Source organism: Undibacterium sp. Ji83W (assembly GCF_049340385.1).
In the GTDB taxonomy this organism is placed as follows: domain Bacteria; phylum Pseudomonadota; class Gammaproteobacteria; order Burkholderiales; family Burkholderiaceae_D; genus Undibacterium.
The window spans coordinates 56,373-76,832 of sequence record NZ_JBMPOZ010000023.1 but is presented as its reverse complement, the minus strand read 5'-3'; the positions used below and the strand labels follow the sequence as shown (position 1 = coordinate 76,832).

The following is a 20,460-nucleotide window of genomic DNA, read 5'->3' as shown; positions in this document are numbered from 1 at the left end:
TGTTGCGGTTTTTCAGGATTGCGTAGGTAAGAGAATTGCGTGTCCTGGCCGGCCTTGTTCAACGTGGCTGTGCGCAAGGGCCGCTTGAGCCAGTGGAAAATCTACGCAAGTTGTTAGTGCGGTATACATGAGGGCGTTGTTGGCAAGATAGTGCAGTGCATGTTTATCGGGGGCGAAGACCGTCCACGCGTAGCGCGCCCCTTTTGGAACATGCGAGCGCATATATTTCTTCTGACGAATGATTGCAATGGCACCGCGCAGCAATCCATGATCGAGATTCCCAAGCAGGGGATGTACAGTAGTGGCATGACCAATGGCATCGCTTGCAAGCAGCTTCAGCAAGGCAGTTTCGTCTTCCCAGTTCGCAAAATTCAGTGTGGCCGCAAAGCGATGTGTGATGTCGTGCAGCGATTGCTCGTAGCGATCAATCACACATACAGCACCAGCATTGCAGCAAGTATCCATGCCGGATGTGCCACAGACAGCTGTAACATTTGCCCCCCAGGCAGTGAGCGTGCGGGTCGCGAGCACACCAAGCCTGCCTGATGCACCGTGTATCAATACATCACGCCCGCGGGCATTTTCGCTATTGAGCCCTGCGCCAGCAAACGCTCGCATGACCGTCGTAAAGTTATACGGCAAGGCTGCCAGCGCACGCACGGGAGTATTGCCCATGCTGGCAGGCTGGTGCGCCGCGTGGTCGGCGCGTACGATGATGTGCGTTGCGTGAGAGCCGGTACTTGAAGGCGGCTTCGCACCGAACACCGCATCGCCTTCACGAAAGGCCAGCACTCCTGCTCCAACTGCGCTCACTATGCCGACAAAATCGTTGCCCAGCACTAAAGGAAAGTGCGCAGCACCAAGCAAGGTGAATAATTTTCTGCCATAGCCTGCGCGACGACGAACGTCGATGGGATTGACCGATGTCGCCTCTACCATGACTTCAATTTCACCTCGTCGGGGTGGGCGACGAGGCTGGCGTATCAATGCTATGACGCTGGTGTCACCAAACCTGGAAATAGCTGCTGCTGTATTGACTGTCTTCATGGTGCTACTCATGGTGCTACGATGCGGTTGCGCTGTTCACCTAGGTCAATTGCCCCGTCATCAGTGCGAATTGAGGCTGTCATCAGGTCTCCCGGCTTCAGGTAGGCGGGATTGGATGTGCCCTTCTTGATGAACATGCGCCATTTTTCTTGCTCGGATATCAGGTGTTTCAATATCCACATCGTTAGCTTTCCAGGTGCGCGCGCTGCACAACCGGCGGGTGTCCCGGTAGCGATCACGTCACCTGGATACAGATTTTGCAGTGCTGAGAGTTCAGTAAGGGTCCGATGTGGCTTGAAGATCATGTCGCCACAATAGGTGTCCTGGCGTGGATTGCCATTGACTTGCAGGCGCATATGCAGCTCAGACCAGCGGCTCCATTCCGATGCGTTCAGGAGTACAAGGTAAGGGCCAGCCGGGCCGAAAGTGCGGTAGCTCTTACCTTTGTAAAACTGCGTTTGCGGCAATTGTATGTCGCGCGCCGACACGTCATTGATGATGGTCACACCCGCCAGCCAGTCATGCAAGGTATCGTGCCGGATTTCTTGAGGCTCTGTCATCGGACGGCGCAGCACCAGGCCAAGCTCTATCTCGTAGTCGAGCAAGCGGACATGCTCAGGGCGAACGACATCTGCATGCGCGGATGCAAGACTGGATGAGGCCTTTGTGAAAATGGTATTGAAACCAATTTTAGCCGGATCCATACCAGATTCACGGACATGGCTCGCATAGTTGATGCCCTGGCAGATAAACTGCCGGTCTTCAGTAATGGGCGATCGCAGGATAACTTCGCTGAGACAGAGCGATGCGCTACTGACAATTGAATCTTGCGCCTCTTTTATTCCATATTGTACGAAGTCGGCAGTACTTGGATATGCCTCAGACAAGGGCTGTATGCGATTGCCATGAACCACACCCCATGCGGGGTGACCTTGATGTTCGTAGTGAACCACTTTTATAGCCATGTTTTCCTCTTGATAATTTTATCGATGTTGAAGTCACTGGCATTAAAGCCAGGGGCGTGGCGGGGCCGACATTGCTTGGCCCAACAGCTTCAAGCGACTCATTGATAGCTGGCCCTTGAATAACAAGCTGAAAATTTTGAGCAATGTGCTTAGATTACGCTGTGGTCCCATGGACTTCGGGACGTCATCGCCCCAGGCCCAGATGCCAGCGAGGTCAAGCGGCGAGTAGTGAGTTTCATGGTCAGCGGTGAAAACGTCACCGTCGGTGTAATGCTCGAATTCCAGACCGTCAGGGTCGAACCAGTAATCGAACAGCTGACTACCCAAAATGTGACGACCTATTCCCCACATATGACGATGGCCTTTGGTGCGCAGGATATTGCTACCCTGGCCAAGCGCATCAAGGTCAACGACCTCGTAGGCGCTATGCTCGTATTTGTTTTCCAAACCGCCGACAATTACCAGGGTGTGGTGATCGGCTGGCGTGCTACCGAGATCGAGCCGGAAGAAACACAAGTTCGGTGAGCCATCTGCCAGGTATTGAACATCTGTAGGGATGATGCCCAGGTGACGCATGTACCAGCGGGCCATTCCTGCAAAATCGATAGTCTGCAAGACAAGGTGACCAAGTCTGTTAACTGCTGCAGGTTCGAGCGGCGGGCGAACAGTCGTGTTGATCCGGCGAGTAATTCCTGGTCCATTCGTAAGTGGATACAAGGGTGAGCGCACAGGAATTGGGTCTACAGGTGTCGCTCCTTTGATCAACCAGAGGAGGTTGCCGGCCGGATCGACCAATTCCACGCCCGCCCCGCCGCCGGGAATTGCACCGGGCGGTAATCTGCGGGCGTCCGCTTGAGATTGCAATAGCAAAAGATCATGCTCGCTAGCGACCGTAAACGAGGCACCCAAATAGCGGGAATGCTGACCACGACGTGCAATATAAATGCATGGTGCGCAGCCGCTGCCGCGCATGACCAGTTGGTCTTTGTTCAGTGAAACTCTGTGCATCCCGAAATCTGTCAGGAAGTTTTCTACCGCTTCCAGATCGGGTTTTTCAAACATCAGAAAGGCAAGTGACTGCGCCTGGACAAGTGCAGTGACCCGCTCCAGCTTTTGTATGGGCGCTGGCAGTGCGCTTTCTGCATATGTTGACTGAGGTGATAGCGGTGCTAGTGGTGTTTTAGGGGATGCCACGGTGACTCCTGATTTTTATCCAAGTGAATTAATCTATTATTTGACATTATCGTCATAATGACGTTAATGTCAAATTAAATTTATTTCTTTAATTGATCAGTTCTATTTAAAACGCTGAATTTCCTTCTCTTGTCATAGCAATCTTTTGAGAAGCAAACTCACATTGTTCAAAATCAAAACTTTCTTTTTCATGTTTGACTTTTCGTCAAACTGACACTATAGTCATTATAAATATCCAAGCGAGTCATTTGCCGCAAGGATTCGACTGGTGATGTGAAAGGATGGAAAACATGAATTCGAATAACGTCGGTTACCGCAATCGGGGTAGCCAATGAATACGCTGCAGTTGTATAGGGGCTCGTTGCCCTACCATAGAGCTATACGGCTTAGCCTGACTTTTACTGCGCTGCTGTACTGCGGCAGCATTGCCTGGCTCACTTCCTCAACTGGTAGCGTTGGTCATATTCTCTCGCACGCTATGTTCATTCCCATTCTGCTGGCAGCCCTCGTGTATGGTGTTCCTGGCGGCTTACTGTTTGCCTTGGCCAGCGGGGTCGCGATTTGCCCCTTCCTGCCGTTTCATCCGCCGAGTACTGTGGAAATCGAACTGTCGAGCTGGCTGTGCCAGGTAGCAGCTTTTCTCTTGACTGGCTGTCTCAGCGGACTAGCCAGTGATGCCATGCGTGAAAACCTTTCCCGTTTTCTTCAGCAGACGCGTCTTGATCCAGCTACTGGCCTGCCAAATGCCCGTGCATTACTTACCGCGCTGGAAAAACTGGCACGTAGCAGACGGCGCGATGCCAGTCACCTTCTCGGTGTAGTCACCGTCTATAACTCTGACGAAATGAGCTCGGCCTTTGGTTACGGTGTGATGGATGACAGCATGCAAAAGCTGGCAGCTTGCGCTGCTGGTTGTCTGCCGCGAGGGGCGACGGTATTCCGTATAGGGAGTGAGCAGATAGGTTTTCTGTCCCAGACCGCTGAGGACGCGATGCTGCCATTGCTTGCGCGTTTAAACGCCGCATTCCGCCAGCCCCTGATGCATCTGGCTCAGCCTATCCACGCTGATACCCGTATTGGCTATGTCGCCATTCCTGGTTTTCTTGAAGAACCAGAGAGTTATTTGCGCAAGGCCCAGGCAGCTTCGCTACAGGCTTCCCAGAGCGGCCATGATATTTCCCTCTATCGCAGTGGCATACGCACAAGGGCGCGTGACAACCTCACCATCCTCGGTGAACTGATAGGCGGCATGGAGCGCGAAGAAATTTACCTGCACTATCAGCCCAAGGTCTCACTGATCACCGGCGCCGTGACTGGGGTGGAAGCCCTGATACGCTGGCAACATCCGCAGCGTGGGCCGCTGCCGCCGGCCGCATTTATCACCCGTGCCGAGCAAAGCACACTGATCCATGCCTTGACGGAATTCGTGCTTGAACGCGCCTTATGGCAGGCGGTGGCCTGGCGCGACGCCGGTATGCCGGTTCCTATTGCGGTCAACGTCTCACCGCGTAATCTGATGCAACCTGGTTTTTGCAGCACAGTCCAGCGTGCCATGGCGCGTTGCGGTGCCAGCAGTGACTTGCTAGAACTGGAAGTGACTGAAGGAGCCATGGTAGGCGACGTCGACCTGGTAGCAGCCGAACTGCGCCAACTAAGTGATCTTGGGGTTCGCATTGCGATCGACGATTTCGGCACTGGCTATTCGTCGCTGAACTACCTGGATCGTTTGCCTGCATCGGTTTTAAAGATTGACCAGAGCTTCATCCGCCGCATGCTGACCGAGACCAGCAGCATAGACATCGTCGATGCCGTCGTTTCGGTGGCACACAAGAAGGGTGTGCACATCGTGGCCGAAGGGGTCGAGAGCCAAGCGGTGTTCGATATCCTGCGGCAACTAGGTTGCGACGTGGCCCAAGGTTACGCAATTGGCAAGCCTATGCCCGCTGCTGAATTTGAGAATTGGTATCGCGCCTGGCAACGTGGCGACCACGCGCTCTCGGTCAAATCAAATGTCCTGGAAAACTGAGCTGGTTTGACTCTCTTCGATAACTGCGGGACCAAGAAGGTTGCCGCCAACCCATGAAAAGGTAAAGTAATGAAACAGAAACTGCCGGTGACGGCCAATGAATATCTCATAGAAGAAGGCAAACCTATAGTCTCCAAGACCGATCTCAAAGGAGTAATCACCTACGTCAATCCCTATTTCATCGAAGTCAGCGGCTTTGACGAGCATGAACTGATGGGGGCGCCGCATAACCTGGTGCGGCACCCGGACATGCCATCTGAGGCATTCGCGGATCTTTGGGTCTGTCTGCGGCAAGGCTTGCCGTGGGTCGGCATTGTAAAGAATCGACGCAAGAATGGCGACTATTACTGGGTCGAAGCAAATGTAACGCCAGTACTGGAAAACGGTAGGACAACTGGTTACATATCGGTGCGTAGCAAGCCTGCACGATCCCAGGTTGTTGCGGCAGAGCGTATCTATCGCAATTTCCGTAGCGGCAATCCAGAGAGATTGAGCATACGCCAGGGACAAGTTGTTCGCGGTGGCATGGCCGGACTGATGGATCGCTGGCGCGGCATGTCTGCGCGTAACCATGTACGGGCAGCCCTGAGTGTACTCGGCCTCATGGCTGGCGGGATGGGCCTGGCTGGTGCCATGTTGCTTGATGGGTGGGCAAGTCGCGCTTTCGCATTCGCCGGCATCGCGGGTGTGCTGTCGCTGATGCTGCTTTGGGCCATACTGCAGACAGCTTTCGCCAAGCCACTACAGGCGGCGATCCATGCCGCCCGCGCCATTGCAGGTGGTGACCTGACTGTACGCATAGCAACCGGGCGACATGACGACGTTGGACAACTGTTACGGGCCATGCAGCAGATGCACATGAACCTGGTCGCCATCGTTGGTGATGTGCGCAGCAATATCGACACTATCAGTTTGTCGACGGAAGAAATCGCGTCAGGCAATCGAGATTTGTCCTCACGCACGGAAGGGCAGGCCGCCAGCCTGGAAGAGACTGCGTCGAGCATGGAAGAATTGGCTGCGACGGTAAAACAGAACGCAGCGCATGCGGAAAGAGCGAGCCGCCTGATTGCAGATGCATCGGTCGTGGCAATCAAGGGTGGTGCAGTGGTTGCGCGGGTCGGCACGACCATGGACGACATCACAACCGCGGGTCGCAAGATCGAAGATATCATCAGCCTGATTGATGGTATTGCCTTCCAGACCAATCTGTTGGCACTGAATGCATCTGTAGAAGCAGCACGCGCAGGTGAACAAGGCCGTGGTTTTGCCGTGGTTGCGAGCGAAGTGCGTAACCTTGCACAACGTTCGGCAGTAGCGGCAAAAGAAATCAGGGCACTCATCGGGAACACGGTAGAGCACCTTGAACAGGGCGACCGACTGGTGGCCGAGGCAGGAGGTACCATGCAGGAAATCGTCGCATCGGTACAGAAGACGGCAGAGCTGATGGGGGAAATAGCACATTCGAGCCGGGAACAAAGCGCGGGTATTGACCTTGTCAATCGGGCAGTTGCTGAGATGGATACAAACACGCAACAGAATGCTGCAATGGTTGAACAGGCGGCCAACGCGGCAGGCAGTCTGCACGAGCAAACCGAACGGCTGGAGCAGGCTATCAGCCTGTTCAAGTTAAACCGGATCGAGTCGCCGTTGGTTGGTATCTCTCAGCGCTCCCCTCGCAAGCACACTGGACAACTACGCTTGCTGCACAGCGCACCGCAACCGAACCGGGTACTGTCCGTCAGGCAACGCACAGGATGATCTTAAAAGATGAACAGTGACGGGGAGCATATTGCCCCGGTATATTGTCAGGTCGATGAGTAAGGGCGCGGGTGAGGGTGGTGGGGTTTGATCCCACCCAACTTGCGCCTGAACACGACGCCAAAGTATTGCCAAATGCCTTGTAGATTTGCCAGGCGAACGTTCTTCAACTAAACGCATACGCGCAAACCATTGTGGGAGCAGCCATCATGCTCCCTGGTTGACTCAGGACTTGTCGGATATCTGAATCTGCATTCTGGTGCGATCCAGTGTGCGTTGCAAAATGGATTGGTCGTCAAATACTATAGTTGGCAGCGGGGCTGCAACGAGACGGGTGGCGACTCTTTTGTCGACGCCCAGCCCCCGGAGTACCGTTAATACCATTGCTTCGGGGTAGTCAGACTGTGAATTATCTTGCACCAGTGAATTGACCGCACCAAACATGGCACCGACCATGAGATCGAAGGCAACCCTCTTCGTGCACAAAAACCTGTCTTGAGCGACACACATCTCTATGTCTCTTGCAAGGAAAGTAATCCCATGCAGCGACTTGCCAAGAGTAGGCCAATGCAGGCGTGATAAAAAATCACCTAGCAATGAGTATTCGCGCACCGCATGTAACAATAGCCGACAGCCATAAGTAATTCGTACAACCGGATCCTCATACTGGAGCACAACAGGATCAATCACATTCAGCAACTCGTTGCTGATTTCCTCGGCTACTGCTTCCAGTAACTCTTCGTTCGTACGGAAATAGTTGTAGAACGAACCGCGTGACATGCCAGCCAATGCGATGACTTCATCGATGACAGCTGACTCTGGCCCCTTGTTAGCAAAGACCAGCAATGCGCTTTCGAGCAGGCGTGCACGTGCTTTTTCTCGCCGTTCCGCACCGACTCGTGTTCTATGATTTTCTGGCTGTTCGGATTTCATACATTCAGATGCTTGAAATATAATTTTTTATTATACGTTAAAACCTGAATTGACATCAACGTCAAAATGACGGTATTGCTAAATCAAATAGATGATCTTTATCCAAGACCGTAATCAATGATCAGTTATGTTGAGCACCTCTGCAGGTAGGATGCCAAGCAGATTGCGTTACTCAAATCGCCAGCACTATCAGTGCTTACCCAATGCCGATCTGCCTAATTGACGGCAAAGTATTCTTTCAAGTACCTCCCTCTCAATATTGACATTAACGTCAATTTGACTATAATGTCATATCAAAGATTGATTTAATACATTTGCAGTAAACGATGGGCGTCATCCGGCAATGCATAGCCAATCGCTGGTTGTGACTGCCGGGACAGAATATGAGAACTGAAGGAACGCCAGATCATCGCAGTCGTGTGGCTGCTGAACGTCGCGAGAAGACCCGGACAAAACTGCTGCAAAGCGCATTGCACGTCCTCTCAAAGAAAGGATCGCAAGCCCTGATTGGAGATGTTATTGAGCAGGCAGGGGTGGCGCGCGGTTCCTTTTACAACTATTTTAAAACCTATGATGAACTGCTGGTCGCACTTGCCGTTGAAATAAATAATGAACTGCTTGCCGCCATTGATCCTATCGTACAGTGCTGTCCTGAGCCAATTGAACGGATTTCATGTGGAGCGCGTTTGTTGCTGCATGCAGTGATCAGGTTTCCTCAATTTGCCTCCTATATATACCGCTTGCCAGCCCCAGCAGCGAACAGTAGTTTGCTTGGGATTCGCTTTCTGACACGTGATGTTGCACTTGGTGTCATGGTGGACCAGTTCCAACGCGTCAGGCAGAGGGCTGCCATCGACCTTGTAGTGGGCGTCATGTTCAGTGCGGCCTATTCACTGGCCAGGGATGTGTTGGACGCCGGCTATCCAGAAGCGATCGTAAAGGCCATGCTGCAAGGGCTGGGCGTGGAGGAACTCAAGGCTGGAAAAATTGTGGAACTGCCTCTGCCAGAACTAGTCCTGCCTGCTACATCTATCTTGCAATTTGCAAAATAGATGCTGACATAGTTCCTGAATTCGTCGTTTTCTCTATCTGCAATTTCCATATTTCCTCCTGGCTCTGCGCCTTCTTTTTGCCAATTCATATCACTGGATTAGCGAGTCCACGACCACAATTGTTTTCTTCCGGTGACGTTGATCCAGATTGTCTTGGTCATTGAAAATAATTTCAAATTAAATTAATCGTCAACATGACAAATATGTCGTTATGATGTATATTACTCCCACCTAAGATGGCAACAGACCTGTAATCACAGGTTCAGGCGAATGATGATCTGCCTTGATCAAGCCATTGTGGAGAACCGCAATGGCTTACGCATATGCCATGAGGATGTCGTCGGCATTCGCCGATACGCAGTACCCGACAGGAGGACGGAAAATGTTTAAATACAATCGATCAGCAATACTTACAATCATGGCGGCGCATATCCTTGCAGGCTGCGCCCCCTCTCAGCCACCGGAGCATGAAGATGTGCGCCCAGTGCGGACGCTCATTGCAGGCCGGACCACAGGTTCGGTGGGTGCCAACTATTCAGGTGAAATTCGTTCCCGGTACGAAAGCCAGCTTGGCTTTCGTACCGGAGGCAAGATTGTTGCGCGCCTGGTTGAAGTTGGTAGTCACGTCAAGCGTGGCCAGCCACTGCTGCAACTTGATCCATCACAGGAAATGCTGATGGTGAATGCCGCCGGTGCCGATGTCGATGCCGCACGCAGCCGCGTCGCGCAGTCGAAAATTGATGTGCAACGTGCCCAGCAATTGCTGGCAAAAAACTTTGCATCGCAGGCGGAACTTGATAACCAGCGTTTGGCACTGGACCAGGCCGAGGCGCAACTGCGTTCGGCGCAAGCCCGCCAGCAAATGAACGCTAATTTGCGGGGTTTCACAACCCTGGTGGCAGATCGCGATGGTGTCGTGAGCGCCATCAATGCAGAAGCTGGGTCGGTAGTTGCAGCGGGCCAGCCAGTCGTGACTATGGATGCCGATGGCGAGCGCGAAGTGACGATCAGTATCCCTGAGTCACGTGTGGATGAACTTCGCAAAGCCAAGTCACTGCAAGTGTCTGTCTGGGCTTACCCAGGCAAGGTCTGGAATGGCAGCTTACGTGAACTGGCTCCGGCTACCGACAGCGTGACGCGTACTTACTCGGCCCGCATCGCTATCGAGCAGCCCGATCCTGCCTTGCTGCGACTGGGTATGACCGCGTCGGTATTTGCTCCTGATATCGAAGGTAGCAGTGCAATCCGCTTGCCGCTGACGGCCATTGTCTACCACGAGGTCCAACGTCAGGTTTGGATAGTCGATCCGAAAACGAAACGTGTTGCTGCCCGCAATATTCAATTGGGTGCAGCACAGAAAGACAGCGTGCTGATAGCCAGCGGGCTGACTGGCGGAGAAATTGTCGTGACTGCCGGTGTGCACCAGCTGCATGCTGACCAGCAAGTCAAACTGGTCGATCAGGCACCCGTCGTCGCTTCGGGAGAGAGCAAATGAGCCGTATTAATCTCTCAGAATGGGCACTGAAGCATCAGCAGATGATCGCTTTTCTGCTGTTGCTTTTATCAGTAGCGGGTGCGCTGGCCTATAGCCGCCTGGGTCAGAAGGAAGACCCGGATTTTACGATCAAGACCATGGTGGTGCAGACCTATTGGCCAGGTAGCTCCGCGCAACAAATGGCTGATCAGGTGACCGACAAGCTGGAACGTGCGCTGCAGGGAGTGGCAGAAATCGACTATATGTCAACCTATGTCAAGCCGGGCGAGACACAGATAAAAATCAACCTGCGGGAAGATGTACCGCCGCGTGCCGTACCGGATGTCTGGTATCAGGTGCGCAAGAAGGTGAATGATATACGAGCCACCCTGCCACAGGGCGTGCAAGGGCCACTTTTCAATGACGAGTTTGGCGACACCTTTGGCAACTTGTATGCGATTACGGGTGATGGCTTCAGCTACGCCGACCTGCGCAAGATTGCCGACGATGCGCGTAGCGAGATTCTGCGCGTGGATGATGTCAACAAGGTTGATCTGCTTGGCAAACAGGACGAGAAAATTTATGTAGAGATTTCCAACGCAAAATTAGCTTCACTTGGCCTCGATCCAGCGCTGATTGCATCCACTCTGGCGCAGGCGAACGCTGTAGCCGCCGCAGGTACAGTGCAGACCTCGGCTGAGCAGGTGCGCCTGACCGTCAGTGGCGAATTCGACTCCGTTGAAGGCATACGTGCGATTGGTATTCGTGCTGGTCAACGCACCTTCAGGCTGGGTGATATCGCCGAAGTGCGACGCGGATTTGTCGAACCTGCCGTATCAAGGATGCGTTTCAACGGCAATGACGCGATCGGGCTGGCAGTGAGCATGCGCAAGGGTGGCGACGTCATTCATCTCGGTGCCAAACTGGACGAAACTGTTCACAGAATTAAATCTAACCTTCCTGTAGGCGTGCAAATACATGCTGTCAGCGATCAGCCACATGTCGTTGAGCATTCGGTCCATGAATTCAAGAAGAGCCTGACCGAGGCAGTATTGATTGTACTTGCTGTGAGCTTCTTCTCATTAGGTTTGCGTACTGGCCTGGTAGTGGCGCTTTGTATCCCGCTGGTGCTGGCATTGACGTTCCTGGCTATGTATTTGCTTGGCATAGATTTGCAACGCATCTCCCTGGGTGCGCTGATTATCGCCCTGGGATTACTGGTCGATGACGCTATCATCGCGGTAGAAATGATGGCCTTGAAGCTTGAGCAAGGTTGGGACAAATTCCGCGCTGCTACTTATGCGTACACTGCTACAGCTTTCCCTATGCTGACGGGCACGCTGATCACGGCAGCCGGCTTCCTGCCGGTGGGATTTGCCAAATCTGGTACAGGCGAGTATGTGTATTCGCTGTTCCAGGTAGTGGGTATCTCACTCCTGCTGTCGTGGATCGTCGCTGTAATTTTCACACCATATATTGGTTATAAGCTGTTGAAGGAAAATGCACATGCATCACATGATGAGAATGCTATTTATCAACGCGGTTTCTATGCGAAGTTTCGTTGGTTTGTGAATTTTTGCCTGGTGCGACGTCACTGGGTGATCGGTATCACACTGGCAGTTTTTGCCGCTTCGCTTGTGCTGTTCAAAGCAGTGCCGCAACAGTTCTTCCCCGCCTCTGATCGCCCTGAATTGATGGTGGATCTGTGGATGCCCAAGGCTGCTACCTTTGAAGCCAGCCAGAGCGAAGTGCGCGAACTGGAAAAGCTCTTGAAGGATGACGCAGACATTGTTGCGGTAACCAGCTTCGTCGGCAATGGTGCCCCCCGTTTCTATTTGCCGCTGGATGCGCAGACGCCAAATATCAACTTGGGCGAAATGATGGTGATGACCAAAGGTGGTGAGGCCCGAGAGCGTGCCGTGGCAAAGATACAGGGAATTTTTGAAAGCCGCCTGCCAAATGTCAGGGGTCGTGTCAATCGCCTGGAAAATGGACCTCCAGTTGGCTACCCCGTTCAATTCCGTGTGTATGGCACTGACAACGCAAAGGTTCGTGCGATAGGCGAGCGTGTGGCTGCAATTGTACGCACCAATGCTTTTGTCCGTAACGTCAACAAGGACTGGGGTGAAAGTGTCAAGCGCATGCGGGTTGATGTAGACCAGGACAAGGCACGTGCACTGGGCATTAGTTCTTATCAGATCAAGGCTGCACTTGAAGCTTCGTTGTCTGGTACTCCAATTACTCAATTCCGTGAAGATGACCAAAACATTGACGTAGTAGCCCGCCTTATCGATGCGGAGCGCACTGACCTCAACAATCTCAAGGATGCGAAGATATATCTGCGCGATGGCAAATTTGTACCGGTCTCGCAAGTGGCCAGGCTCACACTCGACAGCGAAGACAGCGAGCTGTGGCGTCGCAACCGTATCCCCACACTGACGGTGCGGGCAGACATTTCGGGCGCGCAAGCACCCGACGTAACAAGTGCATTGCAACCAAAGATAGAGGCATTGGCCAAGGAATTGCCAATGGGCTACGGCATAGATGTTGGTGGTGCCGCTGAATCCAGCGCAAAGGCACAGCTTTCAGTGGCCGCCGTCATGCCCGCGACTATTATCGTGGTGCTGATACTGCTGATGATACAGCTGCAAGACATGAAAAAGATGGCACTGGTGCTGCTCACTGCACCTTTGGGTCTGATAGGTGTAAGTGCCATTATGGCTGCCTTCCAAATCCCGTTCGGCTTTGTTGCGATGCTGGGAGTGATTGCTCTTGCCGGGATGATCATCCGTAACTCAGTGATCCTGGTCGTGCAGATCGATGAAGAGGTTGCAAACGGCATGCCGTTATGGACAGCTATCGTTGAATCTGCAGTGCGTCGCTTGCGCCCCATCCTGCTGACCGCGCTGGCTGCAATCCTGGCGATGGTGCCGCTGACCGAATCAGTGTTCTGGGGTCCTATGGCCTGGGCGATTATGGGTGGCCTGACGGTGGCAACCCTGCTGACCCTGGTTTTCCTGCCAGCGCTGTATGCGCTCTGCTATCGGGCGCAGCGCCCAATGGCAGTCTGATGACAAGTTAAAGAAAGAGATATTTCCATGAAAAAGATTACCCATATTTCCATGCGGGCGACGCAGGCTGCAATCTGCTTGCTGTTTGGCCTGAACGTCCCACACGCTAATGCCATCGACCTGGTTACAGCTTATCGCCAGGCTTTGCAATACGATCCGGCCAGCCTGGCCGACAGTGAGGCGCTGACTGCGGGGCGCGAGAAGGCCGTGCAGGGTGATGCCCTGTTACGTCCGCGCATCAACCTCCAGGCAAACCTCAGCCGCATCCATGATCACCTCACGTCCGATGCTCCGTCAGCCGTTTCGACCTTGGTTCCAACAGATAGCACGGGGACAGCGCGTCAGATGACGGTGCAACTGGTACAGCCACTGTACGACATGGCTGCCCGGGCGAACCGGCAGCAACTGCGGGAGCAAACTGCGCTGTCACAATTTCAGTTCGATGCGTCGCGACAAGATCTCGTTCTGCGTGTGGCCGAAAACTATTTCGGCGTGTTAGTGGCGGAAGAGGCGCTCCGCGTTGTGCAGGCCGAACAGGACGCATTCCGCCATCAGCGAGATCGCGCCAAAGCGCGTTTTGACATAGGCCAAGGCAAGATCACCGACGTGCAGGAAGCGCAGGCCAGGCTAGACGGCGTCAATGCACGCGCGCTCTCGGTACAGTCCGCGCTGGAACTGAGGCAGACCCAGTTTCGCGAGACTATTGGTGCGCAACCGGATCAACTCTCCAGGCTGACTTCATCCCCACCTGTGCGGCCAGAGCCGGAGAACCTGCTCACCTGGCAGACCAAAGCGGAGAATCAGAGCAGCCTTGTAAAGAGCCGCCGTTCGGAACGGGATATCGCCAAAGCTGAAATTGACAAGTACCGTCTGGCCGGACGCCCAACTGTGGATCTTGTGGCCAGCTATGGTGCGAAAGCACAGAGTGGCGGTCTGTCACCTTTGGTCGCACCCAATGGAGAAAGGACAAGCATCGTGGGTCTGCAATTCAATATACCTTTGTATGCAGGTGGTGGACTTGATTCACGCCAGCGTGAATCCGTCGCCAAACGCTATCAGGCCGAGCACCAGCTGGATGCTGCGCGACGAGATGTGCGCATCAAAGTGCAAGATGGATTCCTTGCCGTGACGACCGGAGTTTCCCGTATCGCTGCCCTGGAGCAGGCCTTGGTATCGGCACGTAGCGCCCTCGAGGCGACCGTACTTGGCCGCGATGTTGGCACACGTACTCAGTTGGACGTTCTGGATGCGCAGCAGAGGTCATTTACGGCGGAACTGGACCTGGTCCAGGCCCGCGCCGATTATCTCCTGGGACGCCTGCGTCTGGCCGCTGCAGCCGGCGAGTTGACCGAGGACAGTTTGCGCGCGCTGGGTGCCTGGCTTGTATCTTGATCTTGAAATAGCGACGTGGGTGGCTACACAGCTACAGATATCGTAGCCACACACTATCCTCAAATTGGAGCAGTACATGAGCACCCAGGCAAGATCTCAAGAGAGCACCAGTCAACTAAGCAAGATTATCGGTGCGGCACTGGTATTGGCACTACTTTACTTTGGCAGGGAGATGCTCATCCCCATTGCGCTGGCCATCCTGCTTAGTTTTTTGGTGGCACCAATGGTGCGCAGGCTAACGCGATTTGGAATGGGGAAGACAGGATCCGTTGCGACCAGCGTTCTTGTACTCACATTGGTAATGCTCGCAACCGGCTCGCTAATTACCTCCCAACTGATACAAATGGGGTCAAGCCTCCCACAGTATGAAAGCACGATCCATCATAAACTGGTGGTGCTGGATCAACTTACTCTGGGCAAGCTTGGTGATATTACCAAGCATTCAGATCGTGTGTTTAATCAACTCTCAAGCCGTCAAAAGACGAATCACTTGTCAACCAGGACAGAGGATTTGCCAGGGCCTGCAGATGTAAGTAAACCAGTTCCCGTGGAGCTGCGTGAACCGGCGTCTTCGCCCTTGCAAATTCTCACGCGTATCGCTGCCTCGGTCTGGGGACCAATTGAGACTGCGGGTATCGTGTTTGTTGTCCTGGTATTTGTATTGCTGGAACGTGAAGATCTGCGCGACCGCTTCATCAGGTTGATTGGTAAGAATAACCTGCGAGCGACTACAGTGGCAGTCAACGACGCCGGTAATCGCCTGTCCCGGTTTTTTGTGTCTCAACTCGCCCTGAATTTTTTGGTTGGCACGCTAATTTGCCTGGGACTCGCCATCATCGGTGTTCCACAAGCCCTGCTATGGGGGATACTCACGGCATCGCTACGATTCGTTCCCTACGTAGGTGCATGGATCGCGGCCGCTTGTGCCACGCTGCTGGCAGCCGCGATTTCACCGGACTGGACACTGGCAATCTTGAGCTTTGCCTGGTTTGCTTGCGTCGAATTGGTCATTTCGCAGCTTGTGGAACCCCGGCTTTATGGCCATGCGACTGGGTTATCGCCACTCTCGGTAGTGATATCCGCCATTTTCTGGAGTTGGATATGGGGGCCTGTCGGTCTCATCCTTTCAACGCCGCTGACGCTTTGCCTGCTTGTAGCTGGACATTATGTTGATGCGCTCAAATTCCTGGAAATCCTGCTCGGTGAAATCCCGGCCCTGACCATGCCAGAGAATTTTTATCAACGAGCACTGGCGGGCGACGCACAGGAAATCACGGGAAGTGCAAAACGCTTTCTCAAACGAAAATCATTCAGCAGTTATTGCGACGTGGTGCTAACGCCTGCTTTATACCTGGCACAAATGGATTTCATGAAGAGCGCCATCACCAGAGAAGAGGAATCAAGAGTCACGAATGCAGTCACTTCTCTATTGATATCTATAGAAGAAAATAAAAAATGGTGGAAGAGAAATTCGAGTGTCACCTTGCTGGAAGGCGTTAACGCAGCGCGACATTTGCGGTCAAAACGAGAGCGCGATTTCGGTCAATGGCAAGGGCCTTTGAATGTGCCCGCAGGCTCCATCATACTGACTATCGGTCTTGGTTCAGTAGCAAACGAATTCGCGGCAGAAATTCTGGTCAGAGTTCTCCGTGCTCAAAACCTGGATGGCAGGCATCTTTCCCTGGAAGACCTGGAAGCCCCACCACCAGGCGAGAGCACACCCGAACTTGTTGCCATGGTTTGCTTTGTTTCCATCGACCCTCAAAATGAGCAAAATCTCCTTGAAGCATCTGTTTTGAAAAACCGTCAACGCATGCCTCATGCAATAACGCTCGCCGTATGCCTGAACAATCCCTTCGAGGAATTCAGCCAGACTCCTCAAGCAATTCCCAGCGCCCATTTAACTTTGCATTCCTACGAGGAAACGGTGCAAGCTTGTGTTGCGAACCTGGGCGCGGATGTCAAAGAAGGCAGTGCTTGATGCCATGCTTCACTTGCCTTGGACACCACTTCCTCAGTAAGATCAGCACGAAATAATGGAATTTGATCAAAGTTGTTACGCTGGTCACTGTGACAGATCACTCTAAAATTTGCTGGACAAGGCAAATGTTAAATTAGCACTTGGGCTAGCGACTGTTTAATTGTATATAACATTTGAAATATGTTTTGATCGCATAGCAGGATTTACTCAACTTGCTACGACACTCGAAGCATTTCCTTCTTTGACTTGTTCTCTTATTTGCTAAAACTTTCTTACACCTTTAATTTAATTTCGCAACAACATCTTTGCAAATGCGACGGTATTGTCGAAAAAGTGATCGTACGATAATCGAACGGCCATATCTCATGCGTTCAAAAACGCCATTATTTCTAATACATAAGTGCTACACGTTAGTTATTACACTTAGTGCAAAATGTCCAAAAAAATTTATTGTTGATGACTATTTAAGAATGCATAGTAAAAATTTTCTTATTCGGTGTGACTTTTGAAATGAAGTGTCTGAAAACCGACGCTTGTTTTTGCTACGCAACAAATACGATAAGAAGTCATTGATTTGTAATACCTGACTGCTGTAGTTGAAGCGTACATCTCCTCGACGTCGATTCCGTTTGTAAGCAGCCTCTGGGCTGCTTTTTTTATACTTTGAGGCGCAACGGAAATTTAATCGTTTGCAATATAGTAATTGCACATCGTTATTACATTGCTGAGCGTATCGACATCCTCATGAGAGAGCAGGATGTCCCTTACCTCAATGATCTGGCTTCTGCTCGGGATGATTTCGACTGGGCTATGGCACATCCAATTCACAAGAATTTTAGTTATTTTCTGGCGACTTAAGTTTGCAACCTCTGTGCGGGTGGGTACATAGCATTGAAAAGCTTGAATGTTTTGCTTTTCGGCCCATTTTTTTGCTGCCCGCAGATTTTCTTTTGGCACGCCGAAACGTTCATTTCCACGCCGCATACGCAAAATCCATTAATAATTCAGGTAAATATTTATTTTATACAATAACATTTATACATCAAACAATTCATTGTTTAATAGGTAAAATAATTTTCAAAATACAAAGTGCATATATTCAGAAAATTACCCAGATGTTCTTTGCTAGGCTCATCTTCGTGAGCTCTGCAACTACGAACTGATTTATTGTAATTATTTTAAGATGGCGGTGCGAAGTGGAAATTCGATTGCACCAACCCAAGTCGAGTGCGCACAGATATTGCCTTTTCCAATTCTTACAGCTTAGCCGTAGTCATTAATTCAGCTATTGAAATATGTAGAGCTTGAGCAATTCTGGAAATATGAAGAAGCCCAGAATTTTGCTGACCACGCTCGATTGATCCCATATACGAGCGGTCAATATCGCATTTCAACGCCAGTTCCTCCTGAGAAATGCCATTTTCTTTTCGGATTTGCCGCACGGCTGCGCCGAAGGCGATCAGCACTTTATCTTGGGCATGTGGTGAAGTAATTGGCATAAGCCAATTTTCACGATATGATGGCAATCAAACCACGGGTAATCTTCCTCATATTGACAAAAAGGATAAGGCAATGAAATTCAGCAGCCACTATAGGCTAAGGCTTGCACTTGCCTTTTTCTCTCCTAGCATCTTTGTACTCACAGGATGTGTTACAGCGCCAACGTCACAACAAGAGGGCAAAGATGGGCAGACTGTCCAAGCTTCTGGCCCGACATTTGGTGAGAGACTGAACGCATCCATCAATACGGTTGGCAATGCCATCGTCGCCCCCGTCCAGAGTGGAAATAACAAAACTGGTGCTCTCGCGCCAGATGGACGCTTGCGTCTCAGCAACCTGCCTGCCAAAGACATTTTTGGAACAAGTGGTTCTGCCGACTGGCCCAGGGTTGCCGTCAACGTCAATAAGTTACCCAAGTGGTTTTACGGTATGCCACCCGGTGGCGTGCCTGGTCGTTATTCAGCCAATGACTGCGTGAACGTGTCGATTACGGTTTGGAGCGATGCAAAACACTCTGTCAATTACGACAATCTCAATGTCTGTGGTGACGACATTGTGCGGAACACGCCGTTCAAGGATGTTGGCCTGATGTGGAAGAGCTTTGGCGTCGTCAGCGGTGCGCAGCACACCGGCGCGCAGCGTACTCGTGGCCCACTGCCGCCACAGCATCTGTTTCCGAATAAACCAGGTTACGACCTGTTCTTCAACCCCAATGGTAACTACTACATCGGTAGCATCATGATGACACTGGGATATAACTGGAATGAAGCCCAGGACTATCGCTTCTGGCTCGTGAATGTGCCAACCCAGGCAGAGGTGGCCAGGCAATAGCGCATGCCAATTACTTCACGCAGGCGCAACTGAATTTCTGGCCTCGGTATTCACCAATTACCCTTTTTTATGAAACGACCCACCCCTTACGATATATCGACGTCTGCTTCTTCGCACACGCTGGCTACTCTTTTTGGTACGGCCTATCTCTTGGTTTGTATCGTGACCGCTCTCATTCTGCTCTTTGGTGGGATGGAGAAGTGGACAGAGAAGCTGGTCGCTATTTTGATCATCGGCGGTTTCATTGTTTGGATCAGATATATAGGCAAACAAGAAAAAGCACGGCTAGTCTCTACTCTGGCATCGGTCAATCAGGAATTCGGTACGACTTTCCAGGTGGGTAAATCACTGGGGTTTACGCGTGAAGAAGATTGCACCATGTTTGACCCAGAGGCCAGGAAGGTGCTGTTCATGAAATATAACGGCCACTGCGTGTGGGTGGTGGATTTCTCTGAGATCAGTAACTGGGACATTTTGTGGACCAACGACATCAAAAATCAGGGAGGTGTCCACCAGGTCAAAGGCAGCAACTATCGTTTCAAGTTTTATCTGAATGACTTGGAGTCCACCTCGGTGACCATGAAAGTGGGTAGCAATGCCGCTGCGGACGACTGGAGCCATCGTATCAATCTGCTGTTGGCGGGTAAAAAGCTGCCAGATAGAAAATAAAAAGACATCTTAAGCACATTATTGAGGATCGTTGATGGTATCTTGAAAAGCTGCCAGATTTGCCCTGGCATCATAGATAGCATGATGTTGAGGTAGGCCATGCTTCTTATAAAATTCATACTTCAGAACTTCATTGATATCGCTAGCAACTAGACGCGGACAACACCAGGCCGGAACTTGATAATCAAGGGCATCAATAAACAGATCCCAGTCCGTCTGGTAGTCGTAGCAAATCTCTATATTCTCGCTATCTGGGCGAATGGCAGTCAGCCAAACGAGAAGCTGCTGGCATAAACTATCTCTTGTCATTGCTGCGCCAGGTATCCTACCTAGCAGCGGGATGACCGCTTCACGCACGAAGGCGCTGCAGCTTGCATCAGGGTATGGAACCTCGGCATAGAATTCCTCGCCTGCATCACTCACCAGCCCTATGCTAATGAGGTGCAGGTCGAGGAAGTCCGTGAATTCTGTGTCGATGAATATGCGTTTCATAAGTAGTTAATGAACAGAAGCGAAATTTATTTTCAAACATCCGAGTTCAGCACTTAAAGGTGAACTTATTTCCAT

General features: G+C 51.8%; 16 protein-coding genes. 9 read left to right on the top strand and 7 right to left on the bottom strand.

Annotation, left to right across the window (positions count from 1 at the left end):
• Nucleotides 1-12: 12 nt before the first annotated feature.
• Genes ACO0LD_RS26790 through ACO0LD_RS26780 form a run of 3 tightly spaced genes read right to left on the bottom strand, consistent with a single transcriptional unit; the run spans nucleotide 13 to nucleotide 3,206 of the window.
• Complete coding sequence (locus ACO0LD_RS26790) at nucleotides 13-1,047, bottom strand: alcohol dehydrogenase catalytic domain-containing protein (protein WP_423011708.1); 1,035 nt, start codon at nucleotides 1,045-1,047, stop codon at nucleotides 13-15.
• 8 nt (nucleotides 1,048-1,055) lie between these two features.
• Nucleotides 1,056-2,012 carry a fumarylacetoacetate hydrolase family protein gene (locus ACO0LD_RS26785; RefSeq protein WP_423011706.1) on the bottom strand — a complete coding sequence of 319 codons (957 nt, stop codon included), beginning with the start codon at nucleotides 2,010-2,012 and terminating at the stop codon, nucleotides 1,056-1,058.
• A 42-nt stretch (nucleotides 2,013-2,054) separates the two neighbouring features.
• Nucleotides 2,055-3,206, bottom strand: a complete 1,152-nt coding sequence (locus ACO0LD_RS26780; RefSeq protein WP_423011704.1) for a VOC family protein — start codon at nucleotides 3,204-3,206, stop codon at nucleotides 2,055-2,057.
• A 478-nt stretch (nucleotides 3,207-3,684) separates the two neighbouring features.
• Here ACO0LD_RS26780 and ACO0LD_RS26775 point away from each other — a divergent pair, with 478 nt between their 5' ends.
• Nucleotides 3,685-5,232 (top strand): putative bifunctional diguanylate cyclase/phosphodiesterase, encoded by a 1,548-nt coding sequence (locus ACO0LD_RS26775; protein WP_423011702.1) that lies wholly within the window; start codon nucleotides 3,685-3,687, stop codon nucleotides 5,230-5,232.
• A 69-nt stretch (nucleotides 5,233-5,301) separates the two neighbouring features.
• Complete coding sequence (locus ACO0LD_RS26770; protein ID WP_423011700.1) at nucleotides 5,302-6,990, top strand: methyl-accepting chemotaxis protein; 1,689 nt, start codon at nucleotides 5,302-5,304, stop codon at nucleotides 6,988-6,990.
• Between the two features lie 225 nt (nucleotides 6,991-7,215).
• Here ACO0LD_RS26770 and ACO0LD_RS26765 read toward each other — a convergent pair whose 3' ends face one another.
• Nucleotides 7,216-7,923, bottom strand: coding sequence for a TetR/AcrR family transcriptional regulator (locus tag ACO0LD_RS26765; RefSeq protein ID WP_423011698.1), 708 nt, complete (start codon nucleotides 7,921-7,923; stop codon nucleotides 7,216-7,218).
• A 383-nt stretch (nucleotides 7,924-8,306) separates the two neighbouring features.
• On the opposite strand from ACO0LD_RS26765, the gene ACO0LD_RS26760 reads away from it, so the two are divergent.
• The 5 genes from ACO0LD_RS26760 (at nucleotide 8,307) to ACO0LD_RS26740 (ending at nucleotide 16,893) form a co-directional block, all read left to right on the top strand.
• A complete protein-coding gene (locus tag ACO0LD_RS26760; protein ID WP_423011696.1) occupies nucleotides 8,307-8,975 on the top strand; it encodes a TetR family transcriptional regulator in 669 nt (222 codons plus the stop codon).
• A gap of 418 nt (nucleotides 8,976-9,393) precedes the next feature.
• Nucleotides 9,394-10,470: an efflux RND transporter periplasmic adaptor subunit gene (locus ACO0LD_RS26755; RefSeq protein ID WP_423011694.1), complete on the top strand. Its 1,077-nt coding sequence runs from the start codon at nucleotides 9,394-9,396 to the stop codon at nucleotides 10,468-10,470.
• Nucleotides 10,467-13,520: an efflux RND transporter permease subunit gene (locus ACO0LD_RS26750; protein WP_423011692.1), complete on the top strand. Its 3,054-nt coding sequence runs from the start codon at nucleotides 10,467-10,469 to the stop codon at nucleotides 13,518-13,520. The genes ACO0LD_RS26755 and ACO0LD_RS26750 overlap by 4 nt, the downstream gene beginning before the upstream one ends.
• Before the next feature lie 27 nt (nucleotides 13,521-13,547).
• Nucleotides 13,548-14,912, top strand: coding sequence for a TolC family outer membrane protein (locus tag ACO0LD_RS26745; RefSeq protein WP_423011690.1), 1,365 nt, complete (start codon nucleotides 13,548-13,550; stop codon nucleotides 14,910-14,912).
• Nucleotides 14,913-14,988: 76 nt separating this feature from the next.
• A complete protein-coding gene (locus tag ACO0LD_RS26740; RefSeq protein ID WP_423011688.1) occupies nucleotides 14,989-16,893 on the top strand; it encodes an AI-2E family transporter in 1,905 nt (634 codons plus the stop codon).
• Nucleotides 16,894-17,574: 681 nt separating this feature from the next.
• Here the strand turns inward: ACO0LD_RS26740 and ACO0LD_RS26735 are convergent.
• Together ACO0LD_RS26735 and ACO0LD_RS26730 are read right to left on the bottom strand one after the other, a co-directional pair.
• On the bottom strand, nucleotides 17,575-17,877 hold the full coding sequence (locus ACO0LD_RS26735; protein ID WP_423011686.1) for a hypothetical protein: 303 nt from the start codon (nucleotides 17,875-17,877) through the stop codon (nucleotides 17,575-17,577).
• Between the two features lie 272 nt (nucleotides 17,878-18,149).
• Entirely contained in the window at nucleotides 18,150-18,392 is a 243-nt protein-coding gene (locus tag ACO0LD_RS26730; protein WP_423011684.1) for a helix-turn-helix domain-containing protein, read from the bottom strand.
• A gap of 73 nt (nucleotides 18,393-18,465) precedes the next feature.
• Here ACO0LD_RS26730 and ACO0LD_RS26725 point away from each other — a divergent pair, with 73 nt between their 5' ends.
• Nucleotides 18,466-19,224 (top strand): hypothetical protein, encoded by a 759-nt coding sequence (locus ACO0LD_RS26725; protein ID WP_423011682.1) that lies wholly within the window; start codon nucleotides 18,466-18,468, stop codon nucleotides 19,222-19,224.
• A 162-nt stretch (nucleotides 19,225-19,386) separates the two neighbouring features.
• Complete coding sequence (locus tag ACO0LD_RS26720; protein ID WP_423011680.1) at nucleotides 19,387-19,893, top strand: hypothetical protein; 507 nt, start codon at nucleotides 19,387-19,389, stop codon at nucleotides 19,891-19,893.
• Nucleotides 19,894-19,911: 18 nt separating this feature from the next.
• Here ACO0LD_RS26720 and ACO0LD_RS26715 read toward each other — a convergent pair whose 3' ends face one another.
• Nucleotides 19,912-20,385: a hypothetical protein gene (locus tag ACO0LD_RS26715; RefSeq protein ID WP_423011678.1), complete on the bottom strand. Its 474-nt coding sequence runs from the start codon at nucleotides 20,383-20,385 to the stop codon at nucleotides 19,912-19,914.
• Between the last annotated feature and the right edge of the window lie 75 nt (nucleotides 20,386-20,460).